The sequence below is a fragment of the Corynebacterium sp. HMSC074C05 genome, from assembly GCF_001838325.1.
Classification (GTDB): domain Bacteria; phylum Actinomycetota; class Actinomycetes; order Mycobacteriales; family Mycobacteriaceae; genus Corynebacterium; species Corynebacterium amycolatum.
Map to the genome: position 1 here is coordinate 89,314 of NZ_KV836284.1, position 23,676 is coordinate 112,989.

General features: G+C 60.9%; 21 protein-coding genes and 3 pseudogenes. 10 read left to right on the plus strand and 14 right to left on the minus strand.

Features of this window, described 5'->3' with window-relative positions; genetic code table 11:
* Nucleotides 1-354: 354 nt before the first annotated feature.
* From HMPREF3042_RS03035 to HMPREF3042_RS03045, 3 genes are all read left to right on the plus strand, one after another.
* Nucleotides 355-1,077, plus strand: a complete 723-nt coding sequence (locus tag HMPREF3042_RS03035) for a response regulator transcription factor (RefSeq protein ID WP_038626116.1) — start codon at nucleotides 355-357, stop codon at nucleotides 1,075-1,077.
* Nucleotides 1,074-2,201, plus strand: a complete 1,128-nt coding sequence (locus tag HMPREF3042_RS03040) for a sensor histidine kinase (protein ID WP_070856028.1) — start codon at nucleotides 1,074-1,076, stop codon at nucleotides 2,199-2,201. The genes HMPREF3042_RS03035 and HMPREF3042_RS03040 overlap by 4 nt, the downstream gene beginning before the upstream one ends.
* 111 nt (nucleotides 2,202-2,312) lie before the next feature.
* Nucleotides 2,313-2,639, plus strand: a complete 327-nt coding sequence (locus tag HMPREF3042_RS03045; RefSeq protein ID WP_048731341.1) for a heavy-metal-associated domain-containing protein — start codon at nucleotides 2,313-2,315, stop codon at nucleotides 2,637-2,639.
* Between the two features lie 6 nt (nucleotides 2,640-2,645).
* On the opposite strand, the gene HMPREF3042_RS10950 is transcribed toward HMPREF3042_RS03045, so the two are convergent.
* Complete coding sequence (locus tag HMPREF3042_RS10950) at nucleotides 2,646-2,867, minus strand: hypothetical protein (RefSeq protein WP_246822300.1); 222 nt, start codon at nucleotides 2,865-2,867, stop codon at nucleotides 2,646-2,648.
* A 33-nt stretch (nucleotides 2,868-2,900) separates the two neighbouring features.
* Here HMPREF3042_RS10950 and HMPREF3042_RS03055 point away from each other — a divergent pair.
* The 3 genes and pseudogenes from HMPREF3042_RS03055 to HMPREF3042_RS10955 all read left to right on the plus strand — a co-directional run bounded on the left by HMPREF3042_RS03055 (nucleotide 2,901) and on the right by HMPREF3042_RS10955 (nucleotide 6,275).
* Nucleotides 2,901-4,885 (plus strand): annotated as a pseudogene (locus HMPREF3042_RS03055) (copper-translocating P-type ATPase).
* Nucleotides 4,886-4,973: 88 nt separating this feature from the next.
* A pseudogene (locus tag HMPREF3042_RS11125) lies at nucleotides 4,974-5,659 on the plus strand (DUF305 domain-containing protein).
* Nucleotides 5,660-6,095: 436 nt separating this feature from the next.
* Nucleotides 6,096-6,275, plus strand: coding sequence for a hypothetical protein (locus HMPREF3042_RS10955; RefSeq protein WP_224784021.1), 180 nt, complete (start codon nucleotides 6,096-6,098; stop codon nucleotides 6,273-6,275).
* A 135-nt stretch (nucleotides 6,276-6,410) separates the two neighbouring features.
* Here the strand turns inward: HMPREF3042_RS10955 and HMPREF3042_RS03070 are convergent, their stop codons facing one another.
* The 6 genes from HMPREF3042_RS03070 to HMPREF3042_RS03095 all read right to left on the minus strand — a co-directional run bounded on the left by HMPREF3042_RS03070 (nucleotide 6,411) and on the right by HMPREF3042_RS03095 (nucleotide 13,160).
* Entirely contained in the window at nucleotides 6,411-8,303 is a 1,893-nt protein-coding gene (locus HMPREF3042_RS03070; RefSeq protein WP_070856030.1) for a heavy metal translocating P-type ATPase, read from the minus strand.
* Nucleotides 8,300-8,659, minus strand: coding sequence for a Cd(II)/Pb(II)-sensing metalloregulatory transcriptional regulator CmtR (locus HMPREF3042_RS03075; protein ID WP_048733754.1), 360 nt, complete (start codon nucleotides 8,657-8,659; stop codon nucleotides 8,300-8,302). Before HMPREF3042_RS03075 ends, HMPREF3042_RS03070 begins: the two co-directional genes overlap by 4 nt.
* Nucleotides 8,660-8,741: 82 nt before the next feature.
* Nucleotides 8,742-9,809, minus strand: coding sequence for an LLM class flavin-dependent oxidoreductase (locus tag HMPREF3042_RS03080; RefSeq protein WP_070856031.1), 1,068 nt, complete (start codon nucleotides 9,807-9,809; stop codon nucleotides 8,742-8,744).
* 314 nt (nucleotides 9,810-10,123) lie between these two features.
* Complete coding sequence (locus tag HMPREF3042_RS03085; RefSeq protein WP_042389435.1) at nucleotides 10,124-10,666, minus strand: DUF488 domain-containing protein; 543 nt, start codon at nucleotides 10,664-10,666, stop codon at nucleotides 10,124-10,126.
* A gap of 189 nt (nucleotides 10,667-10,855) precedes the next feature.
* Nucleotides 10,856-12,568, minus strand: coding sequence for a SulP family inorganic anion transporter (locus tag HMPREF3042_RS03090; protein ID WP_070851720.1), 1,713 nt, complete (start codon nucleotides 12,566-12,568; stop codon nucleotides 10,856-10,858).
* Nucleotides 12,569-12,851: 283 nt separating this feature from the next.
* Nucleotides 12,852-13,160 carry a hypothetical protein gene (locus HMPREF3042_RS03095; RefSeq protein WP_070851721.1) on the minus strand — a complete coding sequence of 103 codons (309 nt, stop codon included), beginning with the start codon at nucleotides 13,158-13,160 and terminating at the stop codon, nucleotides 12,852-12,854.
* Nucleotides 13,161-13,548: 388 nt separating this feature from the next.
* Between HMPREF3042_RS03095 and HMPREF3042_RS10610 the strand changes: the two are divergent.
* Nucleotides 13,549-13,728, plus strand: a pseudogene (locus HMPREF3042_RS10610) (YtoQ family protein); the annotation flags it as partial.
* A gap of 16 nt (nucleotides 13,729-13,744) precedes the next feature.
* On the opposite strand, the gene HMPREF3042_RS03100 reads toward HMPREF3042_RS10610, so the two are convergent.
* Nucleotides 13,745-14,068 carry an amphi-Trp domain-containing protein gene (locus HMPREF3042_RS03100; RefSeq protein WP_048732770.1) on the minus strand — a complete coding sequence of 108 codons (324 nt, stop codon included), beginning with the start codon at nucleotides 14,066-14,068 and terminating at the stop codon, nucleotides 13,745-13,747.
* A 323-nt stretch (nucleotides 14,069-14,391) separates the two neighbouring features.
* Here HMPREF3042_RS03100 and HMPREF3042_RS03105 point away from each other — a divergent pair, with 323 nt between their 5' ends.
* Nucleotides 14,392-14,886: a 2'-5' RNA ligase family protein gene (locus HMPREF3042_RS03105; RefSeq protein ID WP_070856032.1), complete on the plus strand. Its 495-nt coding sequence runs from the start codon at nucleotides 14,392-14,394 to the stop codon at nucleotides 14,884-14,886.
* 98 nt (nucleotides 14,887-14,984) lie between these two features.
* Here the strand turns inward: HMPREF3042_RS03105 and HMPREF3042_RS03110 are convergent, their stop codons facing one another.
* The 5 genes from HMPREF3042_RS03110 to HMPREF3042_RS03130 form a co-directional block, all read right to left on the minus strand.
* The gene (locus tag HMPREF3042_RS03110) at nucleotides 14,985-15,869 is read right to left on the minus strand and encodes a hypothetical protein (RefSeq protein WP_070856033.1); all 885 of its coding nucleotides are present in this window, start codon (nucleotides 15,867-15,869) and stop codon (nucleotides 14,985-14,987) included.
* A 146-nt stretch (nucleotides 15,870-16,015) separates the two neighbouring features.
* Nucleotides 16,016-17,188: an MFS transporter gene (locus HMPREF3042_RS03115; RefSeq protein ID WP_083296893.1), complete on the minus strand. Its 1,173-nt coding sequence runs from the start codon at nucleotides 17,186-17,188 to the stop codon at nucleotides 16,016-16,018.
* A gap of 122 nt (nucleotides 17,189-17,310) precedes the next feature.
* The gene (locus HMPREF3042_RS03120) at nucleotides 17,311-17,835 is read right to left on the minus strand and encodes a CBS domain-containing protein (protein WP_016423146.1); all 525 of its coding nucleotides are present in this window, start codon (nucleotides 17,833-17,835) and stop codon (nucleotides 17,311-17,313) included.
* A 296-nt stretch (nucleotides 17,836-18,131) separates the two neighbouring features.
* Entirely contained in the window at nucleotides 18,132-19,004 is an 873-nt protein-coding gene (locus HMPREF3042_RS03125; RefSeq protein ID WP_070605722.1) for a patatin-like phospholipase family protein, read from the minus strand.
* Nucleotides 19,005-19,103: 99 nt separating this feature from the next.
* The gene (locus tag HMPREF3042_RS03130) at nucleotides 19,104-20,354 is read right to left on the minus strand and encodes a glutaminase (protein ID WP_049170675.1); all 1,251 of its coding nucleotides are present in this window, start codon (nucleotides 20,352-20,354) and stop codon (nucleotides 19,104-19,106) included.
* Nucleotides 20,355-20,506: 152 nt separating this feature from the next.
* Between HMPREF3042_RS03130 and HMPREF3042_RS03135 the strand changes: the two genes are divergently transcribed.
* Both HMPREF3042_RS03135 and HMPREF3042_RS03140 read left to right on the plus strand, forming a co-directional pair.
* Entirely contained in the window at nucleotides 20,507-21,940 is a 1,434-nt protein-coding gene (locus tag HMPREF3042_RS03135; RefSeq protein ID WP_049170755.1) for a GuaB1 family IMP dehydrogenase-related protein, read from the plus strand.
* Nucleotides 21,941-22,107: 167 nt separating this feature from the next.
* Nucleotides 22,108-22,557 carry a YchJ family protein gene (locus HMPREF3042_RS03140; protein WP_168168122.1) on the plus strand — a complete coding sequence of 150 codons (450 nt, stop codon included), beginning with the start codon at nucleotides 22,108-22,110 and terminating at the stop codon, nucleotides 22,555-22,557.
* 12 nt (nucleotides 22,558-22,569) lie between these two features.
* Here HMPREF3042_RS03140 and HMPREF3042_RS03145 read toward each other — a convergent pair whose 3' ends face one another.
* Nucleotides 22,570-23,547 (minus strand): DUF808 domain-containing protein, encoded by a 978-nt coding sequence (locus tag HMPREF3042_RS03145; protein ID WP_070856034.1) that lies wholly within the window; start codon nucleotides 23,545-23,547, stop codon nucleotides 22,570-22,572.
* Nucleotides 23,548-23,676: the final 129 nt, after the last annotated feature.

Consider the following 23,676-nt stretch of genomic DNA (forward strand, 5'->3'; position numbering starts at 1 on the left):
GTCGATGCCATGCCTTTATCTAGCACGGGTGCCTGACGGACTAGAAATCAAAAACCCTGCTCACGGCGTTATAGCAGGGCGAAAAGAGGGTGAATTCGGTGAGCTGGGTCACCACCGGGACACCACCCCACAGCCGTGGGCGATGTCCTTCTACCCGCCCCGGGTATGCGGTGCTTGCAGTAAAATCCCTGGTGGCGCCTGCTGAACCGACCAAGGGAGGTGATGCCGCCGGCCCGGGGTGGGGCACAGGGGTGACGGCGGTCGAAGGGTTATATTTGAAGATTTGATGAAGATTCCCCGCCGGGCACTGAGCGAGGATGGTATTCCCCTCTGACCGGAGCGATACTGGGGTCTATGGCTGACCACACACCGACCACCGCCACGCCCCCGGGGCGGGTGCTGGTCGTCGATGATGAACAACCCCTGGCTCAGATGGTGGCCTCCTACCTCATCCGGGCAGGCTTCGATACCCGTCAGGCGCACACCGGCACCCAGGCCGTGGACGAGACCCGTCGCTTTTCCCCCGATGTTGTAGTGCTGGATCTGGGGCTGCCCGAACTCGACGGCCTGGAGGTGTGCCGACGGATCCGCACCTTCTCGGACTGCTACATCCTCATGCTCACCGCGCGTGGCAGCGAGGACGACAAGATCAGCGGTTTGACCCTGGGGGCGGATGACTACATCACCAAACCTTTTAGCATCCGGGAACTGGTGACCCGGGTGCATGCAGTGCTGCGCCGCCCGCGCACCAGCACCACCCCACCGCAGGTGACCACCCCCTTAATCGTTGGTGACCTCATCCTTGACCCCGTCGCCCATCAGGTGCGGGTGGGGGAGACTACCGTGGAGCTCACCCGCACGGAGTTCGAGCTGCTGGTTGCCCTGGCCCTGCGCCCCGGCCAGGCGCTGACCCGCCACGACCTGGTCACCGAGGTCTGGGACACTACCTGGGTCGGTGATGAACGCATCGTCGATGTCCACATCGGCAACTTGCGTCGCAAGCTCGGCACCGACACCCGAGGCCGGGGGTTTATCGACACCGTGCGTGGCGTGGGCTACCGGGTGGGGCAGCCATGAATCACGGACCCGGCTTGACCTTCCGCTTCCTGGCCGCCCAGGTGTTGGTCGTGGTGATTAGCCTGATGGTGGCCGCGGCCGTGGCCACGACGGTGGGGCCGACCCTGTTCCATGATCATATGTTGATGGCCGGCCGGGAGGACCCCTCGCTGGAGCTGTTCCATGCCGAGCAGGCCTACCGGGACGCCAACCTGATCACCCTGGCCGTCGCCCTGCCCACTGCCTTGATCAGCGCCCTACTGGCCAGCCTGTGGTTATCGCGTCGCCTGCGCACCCCCCTGCAGGATCTCACCCGCGCCGCTACCAGCCTGGCGGCCGGTAACTCCCGTATCCGCGTGCCCGCCGGAGAAGCAGGCCCCGAGGTCGCCACCCTGGCAGATGCCTTCAACACCATGGCCGACCGGCTGGAACACACCGAACAGGTCCGCCGCCAGATGCTCTCTGATCTGGCCCACGAAATGGGCACCCCCTTATCGGTGCTCATGGTCTACCTCGATGGTCTCCAGGACGGGGTCGTGGACTGGAATAATGCCAACCATACGATCATGGCTGACCAACTCACCCGCCTGACCCGGTTGATGGAAGACATTGACGATGTCTCCCGAGCCCAGGAACACCGGATCGATTTGGACCTGGCAGAGGAAAGGCTCGGGGATCTGCTCCATACCGCCGCTGCTGCCGCGGGGGAAGCTTATGCTGACAAAGGCGTCGATTTACAGGTCGAGACCATTACGGACACCGCCCGGGTGCTCGTGGACCGGCAACGCTTCGGCCAGGTGATGAGCAATCTCCTGTCGAACGCGCTACGGCACACCCCGGCCGGCGGGCAGGTCCAGATCAGCGTCCACCGACAGGGGGCGTCCACCGCGCTCATCCACGTCGCCGATGACGGCGAGGGCATCCCACCTGGCCAGCTCGGACACATCTTCGAGCGCTTCTACCGGGGGGATGCCGCCCGCAGCCGGGACAACGGCGGGTCTGGTATCGGTCTGACCATCTCCAAGGCATTGATCGAGGCCCACGGCGGCACTCTCACCGCCACCTCCCCCGGACCCGGTCGCGGAGCGGTGTTTGCCCTCCGCCTCCCGCTGTCCCCTCCCGACAGTGAGGAGGCTGCTCGGTGAGCACACCCTGCCCCGTGTGAGGGCCGTGCCCTCCACTCCTTGAAAATATACCCCAGGGGGGTATATGCTAGCGAGCGTTACCGCATCCCACCGACCCGTAGGAGCTTTCCCATGATCACCTCCCCGCCCCGCCTCTTGCCGATGGCCTCCCACGGCTGCAGCTGTTGCGGACCTGCCTCACGTGCCGACACCGCCTCCGTCCCTGCCGCCAGCGACTCGTCAGCAGGAGGGTCCTCCCCTAGCTACCAGGTCACCGGCCTGACCTGCGGGCACTGCGCGAAAAGCGTGACTCAGGCCCTTCAGGGGCTCCCCCAGGTCGACGACGTCCAGATTGACCTCGCTGCTGGTGGTGTTTCCACCGTCACGGTCACCGGTGCCGTACCTCCGGAGATGGTTCGCCGGGCCATCGAGGAGGCCGGCTACACCGTCTTATCCTGATCAGTTTTACCCATCATCTCGACCCCGACCGGGTTGAGCGGAAGGAACGTCATGAGCACTCCCCACCATTCCGGCGATCACCATGGTGATCACCCCGCTCCGGAAACAGACCACACCCACCACCCGGATCATGCCAGCCACGAACACCACACAGATGCCGACACCCACGGCCAGGGGATGCCCCACGATCACCCGCACTCCGCCCTGGACGAAGACCACCACGTTCATGGTCACGGCGAACACGCTGGACACAGCACTGCAATGTTTCGGGACCGCTTCTGGTGGTCGCTGATTCTGTCCATTCCCGCCGTTATTTTCAGCCCCATGGTCGCCCACCTGCTCGGCTACCACCTCCCGGCATTCCCCGGATCCACCTGGATCCCCCCGGTGCTGGGCACGATCATCTTCGTCTACGGCGGAACGCCTTTCCTCAAGGGCGGATGGAAAGAACTGAAATCCCGCCAACCCGGGATGATGCTCCTGATCGCCATGGCCATCACCGTGGCGTTTGTCGCCTCCTGGGTCACCACTCTGGGGCTGGGCGGTTTTGACCTGGACTTCTGGTGGGAGCTGGCCCTGCTGGTGACCATCATGCTGCTGGGCCACTGGCTGGAGATGCGTGCTCTCGGGGCCGCGTCCTCCGCGCTTGACGCGCTGGCTGCCCTGCTGCCGGATGAGGCCGAGAAAGTCATCGACGGGACCACCCGCACCGTGGCCATCTCCGAGCTGGTCGTCGACGACGTCGTGCTGGTGAGGGCCGGTGCCCGGGTGCCGGCCGACGGAACCATCATCGACGGAGCCGCCGAATTCGATGAGGCGATGATCACCGGCGAATCCCGTCCCGTCTTCCGCGACACCGGTGACAAGGTGGTCGCCGGTACCGTGGCCACCGACAACACCGTCCGCATCAGGGTGGAGGCTACCGGCGGGGACACCGCCCTGGCCGGGATCCAACGCATGGTTGCCGACGCCCAAGAGTCCTCCTCCCGGGCCCAGGCCCTGGCGGATCGGGCGGCAGCGTTGTTGTTCTGGTTCGCGCTGATCTCCGCTCTGATCACCGCGGTGGTGTGGACCATCATTGGCAGCCCGGACAATGCCGTGGTGCGCACGGTCACGGTGCTGGTCATCGCCTGTCCGCACGCCCTGGGCCTGGCGATTCCGCTGGTCATTGCGATCTCCAGCGAGCGGGCCGCGAAATCCGGGGTGCTCATCAAGGACCGGATGGCGCTCGAGCGGATGCGCACCATCGACGTGGTGCTCTTCGACAAAACCGGCACCCTGACCGAGGGTGCGCACGCGGTCACCGGTGTCGCAGCAGCTGTCGGCGTCACCGAGGGCGAGCTGCTGGCCCTGGCCGCCGCCGCGGAGGCCGACAGCGAGCACCCCGTGGCCCGCGCCATCGTGGCGGCCGCGGCCGCCCATCCCGAGGCCTCCCGTCGGCAAATGCGTGCAACTGGTTTCAGCGCCGCCTCCGGCCGGGGGTCCGGGCCACTGTCGATGGCGCTGAGATCCTCGTGGGCGGGCCGAACATGCTACGCGAGTTCAACCTCACCACCCCGGCCGAGCTCACCGACACCACCAGTGCCTGGACCGGGCGTGGGGCCGGTGTGCTCCATATTGTCCGCGACGGTCAGATTATCGGTGCGGTGGCCGTCGAGGACAAGATCCGCCCCGAATCCCGCGCCGCCGTGAAAGCCCTGCAGGACCGCGGGGTGAAGGTCGCGATGATCACCGGTGACGCGCAGCAGGTGGCCCAGGCGGTTGGCCAGGACCTGGGGATCGATGAGGTCTTCGCCGAGGTCCTGCCCCAGGACAAAGACACCAAGGTCATGCAGCTGCAGGACCGGGGTTTGAGCGTGGCCATGGTCGGTGACGGTGTCAATGACGCCCCCGCTCTGACCCGTGCGGAGGTCGGTATCGCCATCGGTGCCGGCACGGATGTGGCCATGGAATCTGCCGGGGTGGTCCTAGCCAGTGATGACCCGCGGGCAGTGCTGTCGATGATTGAGCTGTCCCAGGCCAGCTACCGCAAGATGATCCAGAACCTGGTCTGGGCCTCTGGCTACAACATCCTCGCCGTGCCGCTGGCCGCCGGAGTGCTCGCCTCGATCGGGTTCGTGCTGTCCCCGGCCGTGGGCGCGATCTTGATGTCTGCCTCGACCATCGTGGTGGCCCTGAACGCCCAGTTGTTGCGCCGGATTGATCTGGACCCGGCCCACCTGGCTCCCACCAGTCCGAAGGAGTAACACACCACGCCTACTCCGAAATCCACCGCCGTCCACTGATCCATCACTTCTCTCCACTGACCCCATATGACCCTGAAAGGGCTCCACCATAAAGCGCACCCTTATTCTTTCCGCTCTCGCCGTGGCCTCCACCCTGGTGCTGGCCGCCTGCGGTGAGGCCACCGACTCAGGCAACACCGACGCCACCACCTCGGCCACCAGCACTGCGACGACTACCGCTGAGACGACCGAGACCACCAGGGCGGCGACTGAGGAGGACGGGGAGATCTCCGCCGATCACAACGACGCGGACATCATGTTTGCCCAGATGATGATCCCCCATCACAAGCAGGCCGTGGAAATGAGTGAGATGCTCTTGGCCAAGGAGGGCATCCCCGCCCAGGTCGTGGAGTTTGCCTAGGGAGTTATTGACGCCCAGGGACCGGAGATTGACCGGATGAACGCCATGCTCGAGGCCTGGGACCAGCAGCCGGTCACCGACTCTGGGGCATGGGAACCATGGATGAGATAGGTGGAATGGATCACGGCGAGATGGGTAGCATGAGCGGGATGATGAGCCAGGAGGACATGACAGCCCTTGAGGAAGCCCAGGGCACCGGCGCCGCCCGCCTTTACCTGGAGCAGATGACCGCCCACCACGAAGGCGCGGTCGACATGGCCCGTGACGAGGTTGCTGACGGCCAGAATCCCCATGCAATCACCCTGGCCGAACAAATTATCAACGACCAGGAGGACGAGATTGCCCAGATGCAGCAAATGCTCACTGACCTATGACAGGTCCCCGTCTTTTTCTGATCCCGAGGACAGGAATCTGAAAAAGAGGGATAACCGTGACGATTGCCACCTGCTGCGGGCGATGGGTCGTTGTCACCGCAGCGGGTGCACCGGGGTGGATGTTTCTACTCCCTCTGGTCGCACCACTGAGGAAAGGGGAAAGCCCCTGTGTCCAGAACCTTGGAGGACTACGCATTATTGTCCGATACTCACACGGCCGCCCTGGTCTGCCGGCAGGGCAGCATTAATGTTGGGGGTGTCCCCCGAGTAGTGGACACGGCGTTGGTGTCAGTTAGGCAACGAGGCCTACGGTAGCAGCCGTCGTCGGATTCTCGGTGGCGATTCCGACCCGAACCTCGGGGACATTCTCGCGCTTCCTCATCTACGTGAGCTCCGCGACGCCGGCCAGCTCACCGCTACCTCCATCTTCGATAGCTTGAGCGAGCTCGACCACGACCATCTAATCTGGTGCACTGGTTTCCGTCCGGCCCTCGGTCCATTCCGCCACCTCATGCGTGGCCGTGAAACCGCGATGAAGAATCTCCATCTAGTTGGTTACAGCAACTGGACCGGCGACGGCTCGGCAACCCTGACGGGTGTCGAGTCCTTTTGCTAAATACGCTGCCCAGGTAGTCGCGGGTCGTGTCGATGAAGCGCGGCATCAAAAGTTTTGAGACGACGCTTGGTCCCTGAGCAGCTCGATCCTTCAAAGATCCGCGCTGGAGAGCCGCGCGCTGGGCGAAGGTGCGCGTCAGCGCTTCGCTCGCGCAGCCCGCAGGCCGTTCAAGATCACGATAACTTCAGCGACCTCGTGAACCAATACGACGGCGGCCAGACCCAGCACGCCGCTGATCGCCAGCGGCATCAACACGATGATGATGGCCAGAGACAGCACGATGTTCTGGTTAATAATCCTGCTGCCTCGACGGGCGTGCTGCAGCGCCTGCGGGATCAACCGGAGGTCGTGGCCGGTGAAGGCGACGTCAGCGGACTCGATTGCGGCGTCAGAGCCGGTCGCTCCCATTGCTATGCCCACCGTCGCGCCCGCCAGCGCAGGAGCGTCGTTGATGCCGTCGCCAATCATCGCCGTCGGCGTCTTGGAGGAGAGCTTGGCGACGATGCTTGCCTTGTCCTCTGGACGCAGCTCGGCGCGCACGTCGTCGATTCCGGCGATTTCAGCCAGCGCCCGGGCGGTGCGAGTGTTGTCGCCGGTGAGCATGCTCACTTCCACGCCGTTGGCGTGCAGGGCCTGCACAGCTTCGGGCACCTCGGGCCGCAGTTCGTCGCGAACCCCGATCGCCCCGGCGAGGGCGTCATCGACGGTGACAAGGACGCAGGTTTGACCCTCGGACTCCATGCGCTCAACGTCTGCCTTCAGTGGCCCGGCGTCGATCCACCGGGGACTGCCCACAAGTACCCGTCGACCTTCGACGGTGCCGCCGATGCCATGCCCGGCTTCCTCGCTGATGTCCAAGGCAGCGGGCGCTTCGGGCACCGCTGCCGCGATCGCCGCAGCGAGGGGGTGCGTCGATTGCTGCTCAACTGCCGCCGCGAAAGCAAGCACCTGCGCCGGATCGAATCCGTCTGCCGGGACCACGTCGGTAACCTCGGGCTGGTTGCGGGTAAGGGTTCCGGTCTTGTCCACCGCCAGGTGATGGATGCCGCCGAGTCGCTCGAACGCCGCGCCGGATTTGATGACCACGCCGAACTGGCTGGCCGCGCCGATCGCGGCCACGACCGTCAGCGGCACGGAGATTGCCAGTGCACACGGCGATGCTGCGACCAGGACCACCAACGCGCGGGTGATCCACGTCTCGGGGTCGCCCAGCAGCGAGCCAATCATGCCGACCAGCACCGCCAGGATCATCACCCCGGGCACTAGGGGTTGGGCAATCCGGTCGGCGATCCGGGCGCGGTCGCCCTTTTCCGCCTGCGCCTGCTCGACCAGGTCCACGAGTGTGGTCAGCGAGTTGTCCGTTCCAGCTGCGGTCGTCTCGACCTCCAGCACGCCGGCGGAGTTGATTGCTCCCGCGGGCACCTCGTCGCCGGGCGCAACCTCCTCCGGAATGGATTCTCCGGTGACCGCTGAGGTGTCAAGGCTGGAGCGCCCAGACCGAATGATGCCATCCGTGGCAATCCGCTCTCCGGGGCGCACGAGCATCAGCTCGCCAGCCGCGAGGTCCTTCGCTGCGACCTCAACCGCCGTACCGTCGCGCAGCACGGTCGCGGTTTGCGGTACCAGCTTCAACAGTGCCCGCAGTCCGCCTTGGGCCCGGTCCATCGCCTTGTCTTCCAGTGCCTCGGCGATCGAGTACAGGAACGCTAGCGCCGCGGCCTCTCCGACGTAACCGAGGATTACCGCGCCGACCGCGCTGATCGTCATCAGCAAGCCAATGCCGAGCTTGCGCTTTGTGACAAGGTTCCGGATAGCGCTGGGCGCGAACGTATACGCCCCTAGCAACAGGCCGATCCAGAACAGGACTGTCGCGGGTGTCTCTAGCCCGGACCAATCCAGCGCCAGGCCTATACCGAGGGCTACGCCGGAGAAGATCGGCAGTAGCAACTCGGGGTCCTTCCACCATGGCCGATCGAGATCTTCGATCTCCGTGGCTGGTTCGTGTTCGCATCCACATGCTGAACTCATGCGTCCGCTCCTTTCCCGTCGCAGCCGGGCACCGAGCACTCAGGGTCGATGCACGGGGCGTTTGCGTCGACAGCCAACGTCGCGTTCACTAGCGCGTTGAGCGCTGTCGCAAGGTGCGGATCGGCGATTTCGTAGCGTGTCTTGCGGCCCTCCGGCTCGGCGACGACGATGCCGCAGTCACGCAAGCAGGTCAGGTGGTTCGAGACGTTCGAGCGGGTCAGGTCCAGGTCGCGCGAAAGCACGGCCGGGTAGCTCGGGCCGTCGAGTAGGGTGATCAGGATTCTGGAGCGCGTCGGATCCGCCATGGCCCGGCCGAGCCGGTTCATGACGTCGAGGCGTGAAGCAATAGTCAGCATATGCTGAACTATACAGCAATTACTGAACTTTTCAACACGCACTGAACTGACATTGAAGCGAAGAGCTTGCGAACTGGAGGAATTAGTCGATGGGATAGCCGGTAACTGGGCCTTCGTGATTCGGCTGCCAACCCAACGCGGGGGCGACATGCGTGGCGAAGTTGTCCAAGATCTTCACGTTGACGTCGACGCCCATCCCAGTGGGGATGGTGATGAGCAGGGTGTCGGCGGACATGACGGCGGCGTCGGCTTTGAGTTGCTCAATGAGTTTGTCCGGCTCGGCGGCGTAGGTGCGGCCGAAGGTGGAGGCGCCGACGTCGGGAAGCATGCCCACCTGATCGGAGCCGGAGGCCTGCATGCCGAACAACTGCATGTCCGCGCCGTCGACGATGGGGAAGACGGAGCGGGACACCGACACACGCGGCGTCCAATCGTGGCCCGCCTTCTTCCACGCGGCGCGGTAGCGGCTGATCTGATCCGCCTGGATTTCGCCCAGAATCTCGGCGGTGGTCTCGGAGACCAGGGTGGAGGACATCAGGTTGAGCCCGTCCTTGGCGGTTTGCTCGGCAGAAGCGTGGGTGCCGGAGCCGTAGAAAATGTGCTTACGCAGCTCGGGCACCATGGGGAAGACCGGCAGGGCGGAGCCGGGTTGGAACATGTTGGGGTACTGCCGGTCTAGCGGTGCGGCGGTGGCGAATCCGTTGCCGTCCACTGCAGCCATGAACGCCTCGAGGTGGGCTCGCGCCACGTCCGCGCCGTTGGGCGCTTTACCCTTGTAGCCGAAGGCCTCCCAGCCGCGGTCAGCCACCTCTGGGGCGCCGCGCGAGACGCCCAGGGCCACGCGGCCACCGGAAATTTGGTACAGCGACGCGGCCTCTTCGGCGAGGTAGAGCGGGTTTTCATAGCGCATGTCGATGACACCGGTGCCCATCTCGATGTGTTTGGTGGTGGCCGCGACAGCACCCAGCAGCGGCATCGGGGCGGAGGCCTGCGGCACGAAGTGGTGGACTCGGAAGGACGCGTTGTTCACGCCGATTTCGTCCGCAGCCTGGGTGATCTCCAGACGAGTCTTGGCGATCTTTTCCGCAGATGGCCCGCGCTGGCCACCGAAGGCGTAATGCCCGAAGCTTAAGAATCCGAACGCTTTCATTGGATACCACTCCTTTTCATGGTGCTAACGAGAAAGTAACTTTGCAACGAGATACCGTGGACTTTAAGCTCGACGTCTAGGTCCGTGGCAAGACGGTAGATCGATTTTTCGATTCGGCGCTTTGGGGCGCTACCGGAGTCCCCGGTGGTCTTCTTAGATTGAGCGGTTCAGATTTCCTAACCTAAAGCTCGTTTGAGCGTGCTATCCGCTGGTGCGCCTCCGATACTGCTGCTCATAAGGTGGCGGGCGCTCCATGAATACAAAGCGTAGGTCAGGCCGAGGAGGATGCAGCCCCCTGGGCTCTGGTGTATGCGCTAGCCCCGCTCGGGGTAGCGCACGAGGAGATCGTTGCCGATGACTGCGCCGTCGTTGAGCGTTGCCTCGCTCACCTTCGCCCCGGCTGCACCCAGGCCCATAATGTGGCCAACCTCGTCACCGTGGGCGATGAGGTGGTCGGCGATGATACGCCGGTGGCAGCGCCACCACACCGCCTCGGAGCACATGATCGCGGTGGGAGTTTCGGCTGCGTTCGCCCGTAGCTGCGAGATCGCGTCGGAGAACTCCTCGCCCAGCGCATGGTCGGCGTAATTGTGGAAACTGCGGTTACGCCAGTTGCCGTTAACCTCAAACGGCACCGAGTGGGACACGTTGCGCCGTCCGGTTAGGCCCTCGCTTCTGCTGTAAGTGATGCCACATGTGGGAAGGTGTTCGGCAAGGTGGTCGCCGTTGAACCACGGGTACTTCCTGGACCCGGGCAGCTTGCGCACATCCACGATGGATGCCACACCGGCCGCCTTGATCATTTCAGCGAAGTCCTCGAACTCGAGGTTGGAGTGGCCCACGGTGAAAATGCGCATGTCACCAATGCTACGCGCCAAGCGATTACACTCACATCGGCTTCACGAATGAGAAGGTGACTTTGCAACGACACGTCGTGGAGTTTAAGTGCAACGTGTAAAGGTTTTTCAAGCGTCGCGCGATGGGGATGTGGACCCACGATTGCAGGGTCGACTGCGACGGAGTGACCATTGTCTGGCTCAGCCAAGCTATTGACTCTGCGATGCCGCGGGTGCGCCATCAGACTCTTCATGCTGAATGCGCGAGGCATGCAGTCGGGCGTGGGCGATGGCGTCGAGAGTGTTGTCGAAGACGTGATTCTCGTGCGCAAGCTGGTCGAATACGCCGAGTTCGCGCAACACCGGAATATGTTCGGGCTTCGTGGCTGCGAGCAAGACCCTGGTACCGCGGCGTTCGAGGCGCCCAATCGTGTCGGCGAGCATCTGGGCGCCGGTGGCGTCGATCGTCGTAACGTAGCGCATGCGGAGCACGACAACCTTGACCGACGAGACATCAGCGAGCTCGAGGAGGAAATCGTGCGCTGCACCAAAGAAGAGGGGGCCTTCCATACGGAAGGCGGCGATGTGCTCGTCGAGAAGCTCACGCTCCTTGTCGCGGTGGTCTCCCTCGTCTAGCGGGGCGGCCTCTAATACCGCCGTGCGGGCGGTATCGCGCAGTGCGAAGAAGCCCGCCATAACGAGGCCGATGAGCACGGCGACGACAAGATCGAACACGACGGTGGCGGCAGCCGTGATGAGCAGGGTCGCCCCGTCGCCCTTGGTGGCGCGTATCACCGAGCGGAGGTTCCGCGGGTGGATCATCTGAATCGCAGTGGCGATGAGCACGCCGGCGAGCGCGGCGAGAGGAATCTCGCCCACCCACCGAGCCGCGACGAGTACGGCGACGAGCAGGAGCAGCGAATGGAACACCGCTGCCAGGCGTGTGCCTGCGCCTGCCCGCACATTGACGGCAGTTCGGGCGATCGCGGCGGTCGCGGGAATCCCGCCGAACAGGGGCGCGACGACGTTGGCCACGCCCTGTCCGAAGAGCTCGCGGTCGGGATCGTGCCGGTCGCCAACAGTCATTGCGTCGGCAACCGTCGCAGATAGTAACGATTCCAACGCGCCGAGAGCTGCGACGGCGACTGCTGCCAACAGAAGCGAATCCAGGTGCTCCCACGGGATCTGTGGCCAGCGCGGGGCAGGCAACGTCGACGGGATGTACCCGATTGTCTTCAGGCCGCTGTCTGCCAGCATGTTGATGGCCGTCGCGGCAGCTACCAACACCAGCGCCGCGGGGAAGCCGCTACGAACGCGCGCAGCAAGCACGATTCCAGCCGCCACCGCAATGGTCATCACCGGCGCCTGCCATGCCGGAGCATCTAACCAAGCTTTGATCGAGCCCCACGCCAACCCGAGGACTTTCTCGCCGTCCACGTCAACGCCGAGTGCTGCGGGCAGCTGTTGGAGGCCGATGATTAACGCAATACCGGCGGTGAAACCTTCGACGACAGGTAACGGCATGTACTTCATCGCGCGGCCAGCGCCGGTGAACGCCAGCAAGAGCAGCATGAGCCCCGCCAGCACGCCGACGACGAGCACCCCATCGGCACCATGGTTGGCCACGATGGGGATTAACACGACGGTCATTGCGCCGGTCGGGCCGCTTACCTGGACATTGCTACCGCCGAAGACTGCGGCCAGGATACCCGCGACGATGGCCGTCGTAATTCCGGCCGCCGCGCCGACACCGGACGCAACGCCGAAGCCGAGTGCGAGGGGGAGGGCGACGAGGGCCACCATGAGGCCTGCCGAGAGGTCGCGCCCGATTGTCGCGCGGGACCAGTCCGAGCGGCGCGGTGCGAAACGCAGGGCACGGGACCGGATGCCCACCGTAGAGGCGGCGGAGGAGGGGCGGGTCATACTACTTTCTTGCTCCTTCAGGGCTCAATGACACTCAAAGGATACACAAGGTGCCATCCTCCGACGGTCACATTCCCGGTTCTGGCCGAGGCCTCATGTCGGGGGAATAAAACTTCCTGACCTGGCGGGAGTTCGCTGGAGCGTTGTCGCGGTGCTTGGAGTGACGTGCGTGAGCCGGTGTCCGAAGAGCAGGTAGCCCAGGAGAACCGGTACCAGTGTCATACAGAGCGCGACACCACTGCTCATGGGTCGGGCCTGACGGCGGGCTGGGGGCGAGGGCCGGCTACCGGATCCGGGCTTTCGCAGTGACGAGCAGCAGGGCGGCATGGTCGACTTCGCCGTTTTTGATCTCGCGATTGAGCTTGTGTAGCACCACGGGGCAGCGCAGGCAGCGGATGCCGGATTTGCAGCACTTCTTCTTCGGTGTCATCGCAGCCAGTTTGAAGGGGTCCTTGCCGGCGAGCTTTTTCGCGGCTTTGGCCTCGGCCTTCGAGTATTCGGGCAGACGTAGCGAGGTCGTTGCCGCAGCCTTTTTCGCGGCTTTGGCGGCGTCCTTCTTCTTGCCCTTGTCGCCTTTCTTGCCCTTGGCCATGCGCGTTCCCTTCGTCGCGAATTTTCCTGAATTAGGTTAGCGTCACCTCATGCGATGTGGGGAGGCGTGGGTGCCTGACGGGTGTAATTGGGTGTTGCTTGACGACGGCTCGCTTGTCGGCCAGTGTCGCAGCGGTAAATGACGGCCAAAGGACGCAAAATCGACCAAAACGACTCAGGTCTGTTTACTGTGACCTGCGGAAATGACGAGCGGTAATGAGTTGTTTCGGCGACGGGCGCTCCTCGGCGTGCAGGAGTTCATTGTGCGGCAGATTGGGCAGCATCACCCTGGCCGCTGGGCCGATGTCGCTGCTGTCAAAAGCCTGATCCCATTAACTCGAAGCGTGCATAGACGGCGTTACAACCCGAGAAACACTCGGCCCGTGTGTGACCACCTGGGGGAGGCGCCTGCGGGATTCTGGCATGATCACCAGTCCTCGAAGGTCAACTCCATTCGCACCCGTACTCTGATTGAGAAGGCGGACATGGTTGTTGTCCGTTTCGGCGACCAGTACAAGCAGTGGAACGCCGCCTTCGATGCAGGTTACTGCGCTGCGCGGAACAAACCGGACAGCAACAAGCCTGCTAGGAGATTGCGAAGCCAGATGCTGGTCCTGGCTTTTCGACGGGCTCGCCAGCCTCGTCGACCATCCAGTCAATTTCCAGCTCCAGCTCGCGCTCAATGCCAGCGCGCTTTCGGGAATCGACAACTTCCATCGTGGTATTAAACGATGTTGGCATGGTCATCGTCACCGCGGACTTGCCAGTGCCGAGAGTCATTTCCCCGGCGCGGATGCGAGCCGCCAGCGTCTCCAGCAAATCAGCGAGCTCGTCGCGACTGAAGCTTGCCTTGCTCTTCACCAGCTTTTGATTCTTCGGGGGCGTAGTCTTTTTAGGTTTCCGTGCCATGTCTTTACTTACCTTTCCAGCCGTGTCGGTATTTGTGCAGCGTGGAGAATTGGCCGTCACTCCACACTGTCTTTGAAGATGGTCTAGAGAGCTTTCAGGTAGCCTGCCCATCCCCATTATCCCAATAAAAAGGTGTTTTTACCAGGAGAAATAATAAGAGGCTAGAAATTCCTATAGGTAGGTTATAAATTGTGGAAAATCCTTACGCTATGCTCTGGAGTGCAAGGTTCTGAGTGCCTTAGATGAAGAGCTCTAGTAATGGCGCCCTTCGTCAGTGCTTCAAGTGGGTCGACCGACAGCAATAGGGGAGGAGTAAACATCACATGGTGTCACCCGATAACATCCTGATGTACCTTCTGCCTGAGCAAGAGACGCAAGTAAGAGAAATCTTTGCGCAACTCGCAGAGAGTGGCTTACCGCAGCAGAATCAGAAGCCGCACATCACGGTCACGTTCGCGCCGACCATGCGCCCAGTGGTAATCCAACGAGCAGCCGAAATTCTCCCTCCGCTTATGCCAGCAGAGTTTCGCAGGGTAGGAACGGTAGTGTTCGGCACAAAGAGTAAACAGACTGTCGCATGGTTATTAGAAACAAGCGATGAGCTGGAAGAGGCTGCTCGCGCAATCAGTCGTCTCAACCCTGACGGCCGCGGCTCCCGCTGGATTCCGCACCTGACCATGGGCCTGAGAATTCCACGGGATATTGTGCCGGACTACGTGCGCGCACTTGACGAAATAACGAACCCGCACTTTAAAACTCTCAACGCGCCACGAGCTGCGTTCTGGAGTCCCAAAGTGCAGGAATTGACGGAGTTCTAGGGGGACTCCGGTACTTGTGTGCTGATGCTCCTCAGCGATTGCGTCCCGCTATTTCGCAAAAACTGTGGTTTCAGAAAACAGTAGGCTAAGAAGAAAAACTAAGCAGCATCCATAATCTTCTTTGCCTGGGCATCGAAGACCTCCAAGGCACGCTTCTTTGCCGCTTCCTTAGACTCCGGAGTTGCCTCTGGAATCTGCATGGGATCCGTCGTGTTTTCCATGTTGCCAGTTGGTACATCCGGAGTCGGGGCGGCGGACACCATTACCATTACGCCATTGACGATCCCGACAATGTCGTAGCTGGTGGCCGTAGTATCCGTGCCACCGGCGTTGATGTTCGCACTGGTCTCGTGTGCAGTGAACTCAGCTGGCTTGACGGAAAGATTTGGCTCCCACTTTTCTCGGTGCAGTTTCATTGTGGTCGTCATGTCCATGTCATTAAACATGTCCTGCATCTCAGGAGAAATCTCCTGACCTTCCATGGAGTCTTTCAGAATGTCGGAAGCATCCATCGTAGCCGTCACGTCGGAGCACTTTTCGAGGCTGTCCTCGTACTTCTGGTACGCCTCAGGATTCTTCAATATCGAGACGCTGACAGTGACGTTCTCTTCCTTAATGTCCGTGTAAGCGCCGGCAGCATTCTCCAATTCCTCAGTTGAGTTGGTGAAAGTGGCGCATTCGGCCGGTTCAAACTTCATGGAATCTTCCGAAAACATCTCCATGGCATCTTTGAACCCGGTGATCTTGTTTCCGGAGAAGTCCGCCCCTTGAACTTCATTTGTGAGTAGGAGCTGATCTTCGGCTGCAGCAGGAGCTGACCCATCTGCTTTCGTCATCTTGCTGGTCGACTCTTTGCCTGCCTCACCACCGGCATTGCTGCTTTCTTCCCCCGAGCCACATGCTGTGAGCAACGCGGCGCTTGCCAGACCCGCCACTACAGTTGTCGCAAACTTCTCCCACATTCCAGAGCTGCGCTGCTTCATGATTCCTCATTCCATCGAGCTGAATTTCAACAACCTATGCAACCCGCCCAGGAGCCCTGGGCCGGAGCCAAGCTTTTGTGAAAGAAAGAATACAAGAGCTCGTCTCAGCTCGCTTCCCCAAAACAAGAATTTCAGTCGCGTCTGCTTTACGACGCTCCGTCGGACCTCACCGCAGACTGCGCAACCTTTGCCACGGGATACATGGAGACCATTGCAATGATCGCACCGAAGACGAAAACGGGCACAAACCCGAATTTCGGCGCTGCGAAAGAAATAACAAAAGGAGCGAAGAAACCAACATAGGTCAGCGAATAGTAGATAGCGGTGGCAGCACCCAACTCGGCTGGCGGTGCGATAATTTGCACTTCGCGGAGACCGGAGACCATCATTACGCCATATGCGGCACCGAGGGTCAGAGCGGCGGGGAAAACGCTCCACACGTTCTGGGTGAGTGCGACGATGAGGCTGAGCAACATTCCGACCGTCGTTAAGCCAAGACCGAAAATAGCTGGCGGGATAAAGCTGCTGGAACTGATTCGAGTGACCAGTGGTTGCACCAGAACGCCGGTGCCCATCGTGATGCAGGCGATGAGTCCGGCAAAGGCAATGGGGTAGCTGGATTCGGCGATTGTCGGAAGGACGACGAACGATGTGCACGCGGCACCGAAGACCCACGGTGCCCAAGCGGCGACTGCCCACAGGAATCTCGGGCTTAGGGTGGCAGAGGAGAAGAACCGTTGCGGGGTGTCGCTGTGCGCTGAGGTTGGCAGTCCGCCGGAAGCGTTCCATGTCAGTGGTGTGATGCCAAGCAGCAGTGCGAGATGAACAAGATAGGGGATGACATCAGGGCGGGGAGCAAACTCCGCGACCAACCCGGAAGCCAGGGGGCCGAGGGAGAACCCGGCGGAGAGCGCAACGGTTGCGCGCCGAGCGGAAATTTGAGGTGCGACGGGCGCAATCTCTTTAATCCACGAGGCGCCGGCGGCCATTACCATACCCATCGAAATGCCGACGACAAGGCGTCCTATCAGCAGTGATGGGAAGTGGAACCAGACGCCGGTGAGTAGGACGACGGAGCCGGCGGCAGAGGTTATGAGTGCGGGCCGGATGATGGCGCGACGGCCGAGTCGGTCGGAAAGTGGGCCGCAGATGAGTAGTGCGGGGATGAGCCCTGCGACGTAGATGGCGAAGAGAAAGGTGACCTGGGACTGGTTGAGAGCATCGGTTATTCGATACGCGGGCAGGAGTGGGGCAAAGAGGTTGGCGCCAAATGCAACAGCGAACATGCCCAGGGCTACCCGAATCCAGTCTCGTGCCACGATTTGCCTCCTGTCGACTCTCATCTTTTGGGGATAGAACAGTGTGGTAACAACAATAGGCCAGCTAACAAACGCTAGCTGGCCTATTGAGTTACTCGGGTTGCCTACCCAAGTTAGTCGCTCTAGTTATTGGCGGCACCGAAAAACGCGGTAATCGGTGAGAAGAATCCCTTAGACTTCTTTGCCTTCTTAGCTGCCTTAGTCCTGCCAAGAATACGCTCAGAGATGCGGTCGGTAAGAACCCCTACCAGCTTGCCGCTGCTGACGACGGGCAGCTCGCTGCGACGCCCGTCGATAAGCTGGCGAGCCCTGATAGCAGCTGGATCCTCGGGCTTGACGAAGACCTTCACAGGAGCGCCGACGGTGTTCATGTAGGCACCGCGGTCGGCGTATTCGCGGAGTTCCTTCAGTGTAATATCGCTGGTCAGGTAGCCTTCATCGTCGACGAGGAAGACACAGGTATCGTCATCGAGACCAGCAAATTCAGCTGCGTAGGTGCTCAGTGCCTCACCGACAGTGATGTCCTCCGGCAGCGCAATGTAAGAATCCGTCATGTGCATGCTTACGGTGTCGGGCAGGAGGCTGTACGGGCTGATTGAAGACTTCGGCTTGAAGAAGTTGGCGATGGTGTTCTGTGTCTGTGTCATTGTGGATCCTTTTCCAGGTATCCCAGCTCCTTTGCTAGGAGGGAACTTCTGTTGATTGAAAAATTATAGCTCCTTCGCCTATGAGTGTTGGCAATGTAATGCCGTAACTAAAGGTGGCCACTTGAGATGGACCCTTGCCTCGGGAGTCTTTCGAAACTCTCGATAAAGTGCAGGGCAGCGGCCTATGTAGATATAGGAGCCTTACCTAACGAGGTTGTTCGCTACGCAAAGGTTAACACAAGGTTACGTACGCAGTAAAGAGGAATGAACGAAAAGCTTCCTAAAGGTGGCGGAAGCTACAAGCCCATGAACTCTCGAATTGCTGGCCATTCGGCATCGGCTTGCGCCCGGCCGAGCTTGTAGTTGTGTATCAGCTTCGACCGCTTCCGCTCCGCCTTTGTGATGCTCATATTATTGGCGTAGAAAACATATGCTTGGCCTTTTCGTTCAAGCTCAGCAGCCCAATCGAGAGAGGCGTTGTAGCGCTCGTGCCTGGTGATAAGTAGCTCAGCCACCACCGGGTTACTGCGGAAAATCTGTCGCAGCAGCTGTGGGCGCTTAGGGGTGGTGCGGCGGAATCCCTTCGGACGGGTCAGAACGATGAGGAACTTCTTAAAGCCGTCGGCTTCTGCGGCATCGATTGGGATACCGCCTGATGATCCCAGTGCACCGTCGACGAAGGGAACGCCATCAATATAGGGCATACGCATGACGCCCGGAATCGTCGAACTGGCGCGAGTGTACTTCATCAGCGTGGGTAGATCTGGGATATCGTCCGGCCCCCAGTTGATGGTCTCGCCCGTATCCGCTCGGACAGCAGAAATCCGATAGGGAGTTGGATTGTTCTTAAAAGTCTCGTAATCCAGGGGCATGGCGCCGTCGGGAAGCCCCGCGTCTTCATAGATGTACTCGGCATCGAAATAGCCGCGCCCGCGCAACATTGGGCGCCAGCCGCTGCTGGCCGGCTGTGCAATGAAGTCAGTGAAGCTATTTATAGAGCGCTGGATATCCTGGGAAAGGTAATTGACTACGTGAGAGGCACCGGCGCTTACCCCGCCGACCCAACCGACATCGATGTCCTCGCGAAGTAGCCGTTCGACGAAAGGTGCCGTGTAACTATTGCGAGTCCCTCCGCCCTCGAAGACTAATGCTACATCGCTGACCTGCATTTATATCCCTCCGGTTGCTATCGCGCTGCTGTCTTTCGGGCGTTACGATCGTTCAAGACTACCCGAACGCCATCCATATTAGATTTCGGTTAGCGTAGTTTACGGCGCATCCTGGAGAATGACCGGCAGTAGCCCCTCGCCCATATCTGGGTTCGGCAGTACGCCCTCCGGGTCGTAGAACAAGATCTCCTTGCCCTCGTGGCTCAGACGTCGCATCGCTTCCAGAATCAACGTGCGCCCCACCGGGTTGACAACGCCAACGCGGCTGACGTCGAAGACAACTTCGCTTTCCGACGGTGTGGAAGTCGCCAACCTGTTGAGAACAATCTCGGCCGCAGTGAAGTTGACTGGCCCCTGAATCTCGATGATCGAGCGGCCATTGCTGACGCGCGTACCGCGCAGCGCACGCGAACCAATCGCATCGGCATCCATGAGATGAAGACCCAAATCTTCGGAGAGCTTCCGGAAGATGGCAATGCTGCGGACGCTGTTGCCGTGGTCGTTCAATCGCGGCGAAAAGGCTGCGAGACCCGCCTGTCCAGGCAGCGCGCCCAGCAAGCCGCCGGCGACACCGCTCTTGGCGGGAATTCCGACTTCGGTAAACCATTCACCGGCCTCGTCGTACATGCCGGCAATAGCCATCACGGACAAGACTCGGCGAACAACCGAGCGGCCGAGCACAGTCTGGTTGGTAACCGGGTTAACGCCGCCGTTGGCCAACACTGCGGTCATCATGGCGACATCGTGGGTGTTGACCAGCACGGAGCACTGTGCGGTGTAGCCGCGGACAGCATCGTGGGGCGTGGTTTCGATAAAACCGTAAGCTGCCAGCATATGCGCGATGGACATGTTTCGATGCGCGGAGTCCATTTCGCTTTCATAGGCGTCGTAGTCAACGCGGAGCTTGCGGCCAGCCAAAGTTGAGAGAAGCTCCACCATGTGCTTGGTGCGAGTCTTCCAGTTGGCACCTGGCTGGCATACGAACTGGTTGATCGCCAGTGCGCCGACGTTAATCATCGGATTCTTTGGTCGGTGCGTGCCTTGCTCCAACGACAATTCGTTGAAGGCCTCACCGGAAGGCTCGGTGCCCACAATACTGTCGATTTTGTCTTTGCCGTGCTCAGTGATGGCTGCGGCATAAGCGAAGGGCTTGGACATCGACTGAATCGTGAATTCAGTATCGGTATCGCCCGCGGTGTAGGTGCGGCCTGACACCGTGGTCATAGCTAGTGCCAGGCGGTCGGGATTAGCTTCAGCAAGGGTGGGAATATAGTCCGCCACCTCGCCAGACTCATCGGGGCGGACGGATTCGACGATTTCGGAAAGGTAATCTTTGATCGGCGTTTTCATCAGAGTTTGCTAAGCATCTTTCCTGGGAAAGGTAATCCCAGTTGAGTCAGTGGAGTCCCGTTCGAACCTACACCAGGCAAGGCCGGCCACTGATGCTCACCTCTGTGCACTCTCACCGTGCGCGCCGGAAAAATCAGCATATCCTGGGGTATGTGAAATTCCTCAACAATCAGTCCGTGCCCTACGAGCTGACCTACAGCGATGTGTTCATGGTGCCGTCGAAGTCATCCGTCGGCTCTCGCATGGGTGTCGATTTGTCCACTAATGATGGCACCGGCACAACCATTCCGATTGTGGTGTCCAATATGACGGCCATCTCCGGGCGCCGGATGGCCGAAACCACCGCCCGCCGAGGCGGAATTGCCATCCTGCCGCAGGACGTTCCAGCTGATATTGCCGCTGAGACTATTCGCAAGGTCAAGTCCGCTGGGCTGGTTTTCGACACCCCGATCGTCGTCAAGCCTCACCACACCGCGGGGTATGCGCGCCATCTTCTGCCGAAGCGCGCGCACGGTGCGGCAGTGGTGGTGGAAGACAACAAACCGGTTGGTCTGATCACCGGCCGTGATCTTGCGGGCGTTGACAACTTTGCGCAGGTGGGGACGCTCATGTCCACTTCGCTATTTACGCTTCCGGCCGATATTGAGCCCCGTGACGCCTTCGACCAGCTCACTGCATCCGGGCGCAAGCTCGCTCCGGTGGTGGACGCCGATGGTGCGCTGGTGGGTATTCTCACGCGTAAGGGCGCGCTGCGTGCGACGCTTTACAAGCCCGCTGTTGATGCTGAGGGAAAGCTGCGCGTCGGTGCGGCGCTCGGCATCAACGGTGATGTTGAAGGGCGCGCGAAGACACTGCTCGATGCAGGCGCCGACGTGCTCGTTGTCGATACCGCGCACGGTCATCAGGAATCGATGCTCGGTGCTTTACGACGAGTCCGCGCGCTCAACCCGCCTGTGCCAATTGCCGCTGGCAATGTCGTGACCGCCGATGGTGTTCGCGATCTAGCGGAGGCGGGAGCCGACATTATTAAGGTCGGCGTCGGTCCGGGTGCGATGTGCACAACCCGAATGCAGACCGGTGTTGGGCGTCCACAGTTCTCCGCCGTGCTCGAATGCGCTGCAGCTGCTCGTGAATGCGGCGTGCATATCTGGGCTGACGGTGGAGTGAAGGATCCTCGCGATGTTGCGCTTGCGTTGGCTGCGGGTGCGTCCAACGTGATGATTGGCTCGTGGTTTGCCGGCACTTTCGAGTCCCCAGGAGATGTCCAGAAGGACGTCGACGGGCGCATGTTCAAGGAGTCCTTTGGCATGGCTTCACACCGTGCGGTGGAGAGCCGAAATGCGCAGGTAGAGGCCTTTGAGAAGGCCCGGCGTGAGATGTTCGAAGAGGGCATCTCGACTGCGAAAATCTACCTGGAGCCCGGCCGCGAAGGTGTGGAGGACCAGATCGATCGCATTATCTCGGGTGTACGTTCTTCGTTTACATACGCGGGTTCGGCCACCATCGAGCAGTTCGCTGAGCGGGCAGTGGTGGGAATTCAATCCGCTGCGGGCTTTGCGGAAGGAATGCCGAGGGCGACGCGTTAGCCGTCGTCAAGCCTCTCGGGGCTAAACCGACTAGCGGCGCTGCCGGCCAATTGGTAGGTATGTAAAGACGTTGTTAGGACGTGTTTAGTACCACGTGTGAGATTGGGGAGGGGCTGGCGACTATGGGTCGGCAGTTAAGAGAAAACAGTGCTGTAACGGAGGCCGGATTGGGAGCAGGAAACGGTGCTAGAGCAGGAAGCGGGAACGCATTTTTCGCTCGCGCCCGCGTTACTGATTCCGATTTGTGCCCGTGTGGTGGGGGACTCTACGGGCAGTGCTGTGGCCCGCTGCACCGCGGTGAGCGGGAGGCTTTGACGGCAGCTGAGCTGATGGCAGCGAGGTACAGCGCTTACGCTGCCCACGAGGCGGATTACATCTGGCGGACGTGGCATCCGCGCTACCGCCCGGAAGTTATCAATGTCGATGACGGTGTCGAATGGGAAGGACTCACCATCATCAACACTGTCGATGGTGGCGAGGACGACCGCGAAGGCATCGTGGAATTTGAAGCGGCCTTTCATGACCATGACGGTGTCGGCACGATGCACGAGCGTTCCCGTTTTGTTCGTCGTGCGCGGCGTTGGGTCTACGTCGACGGTGAGGTCACCTACTCCTAAGCGTCAGCTTTCCTAGGCAGAGGCCTTCGCTGCATTTTCCTGGTCAGACTTGTCGTGCTTGCCGTGGCCGAATGGCAGCACGGCGACAATCGCCACAATGATTGCACCCCAGATAGTGCCGAAAATCAGTGAGCCGGTGGTGTTGGCCAACCAGCCGAGGAAGCCACCGGTAAACAGCTGCTCAAGGTTGTGGACCAGCTGGTAGGGGAGGTGCCAGCCCAGCTCGTCGAGACCGACCACCATGATGTGGCCACCGACCCACAACATGGCAAACGTGCCGATAATGCCGATCGTGTTCAGAACGATTGGCATGGCTTTGACCAGCGCCGCACCAAACTTGCTGATACCGGCTGACTCCTTGGACTGCAGGTGCAGGCCAATGTCATCAATCTTGACCAAGAAGCCCACCACGCCGTAGACCGCAAGCGTGATGATGAGTGCCACCACGATAAGAATCAGCGCGCGGTTGAGCAGCGGCTGATCAGCGACCTCATTGAGAGAAATCACCATGATTTCCGCAGAGAGAATTAAGTCGGTGAAAATTGCAGACTTCACCAGCGAATCTTCATTCTTCGGTGTGCGGTTGGTCGCCGCCTCCATCCGTTCCTGCTCAGTCTGATCGGGAGAGATCCGGTGCTTAATCTTCTCCCAGACCTTTTCCATGCCCTCAAAGCACAGGTATGAGCCACCGAGCATCAAAATCGGCGTCAGCGCCCAAGGCAGAAACTGACTGAGCAGCAGCGCAATCGGCAGAATAATGACAATTTTATTGACCAAGGAGCCCTTGGCGATACGCCAAATAATCGGCAGCTCGCGTTTCGGTGAGACACCCTCGACGAATTTAGGCGTCACCGCAGCGTCGTCAACCACAACACCGGCGGCTTTAGCGCTAGCCTTGCCGGCCGCAGCCGCAATATCGTCTGTTGTTGCCGCTGCAGCCCGTGCAATCGTGGCAACGTCGTCAAGCAGCGCGACAAGTCCGCCTGCCATAAAAACCTCCCGCATTGGAGGACGCGACCAGGAGTCGTCGTCGTATCAAAGAATTACCGGAGCAATTTTAACCGCTTTCCCGGATTGACTCTTTGTTGTCGGTAGGGCGTCGATGTCCTATCGATAGTT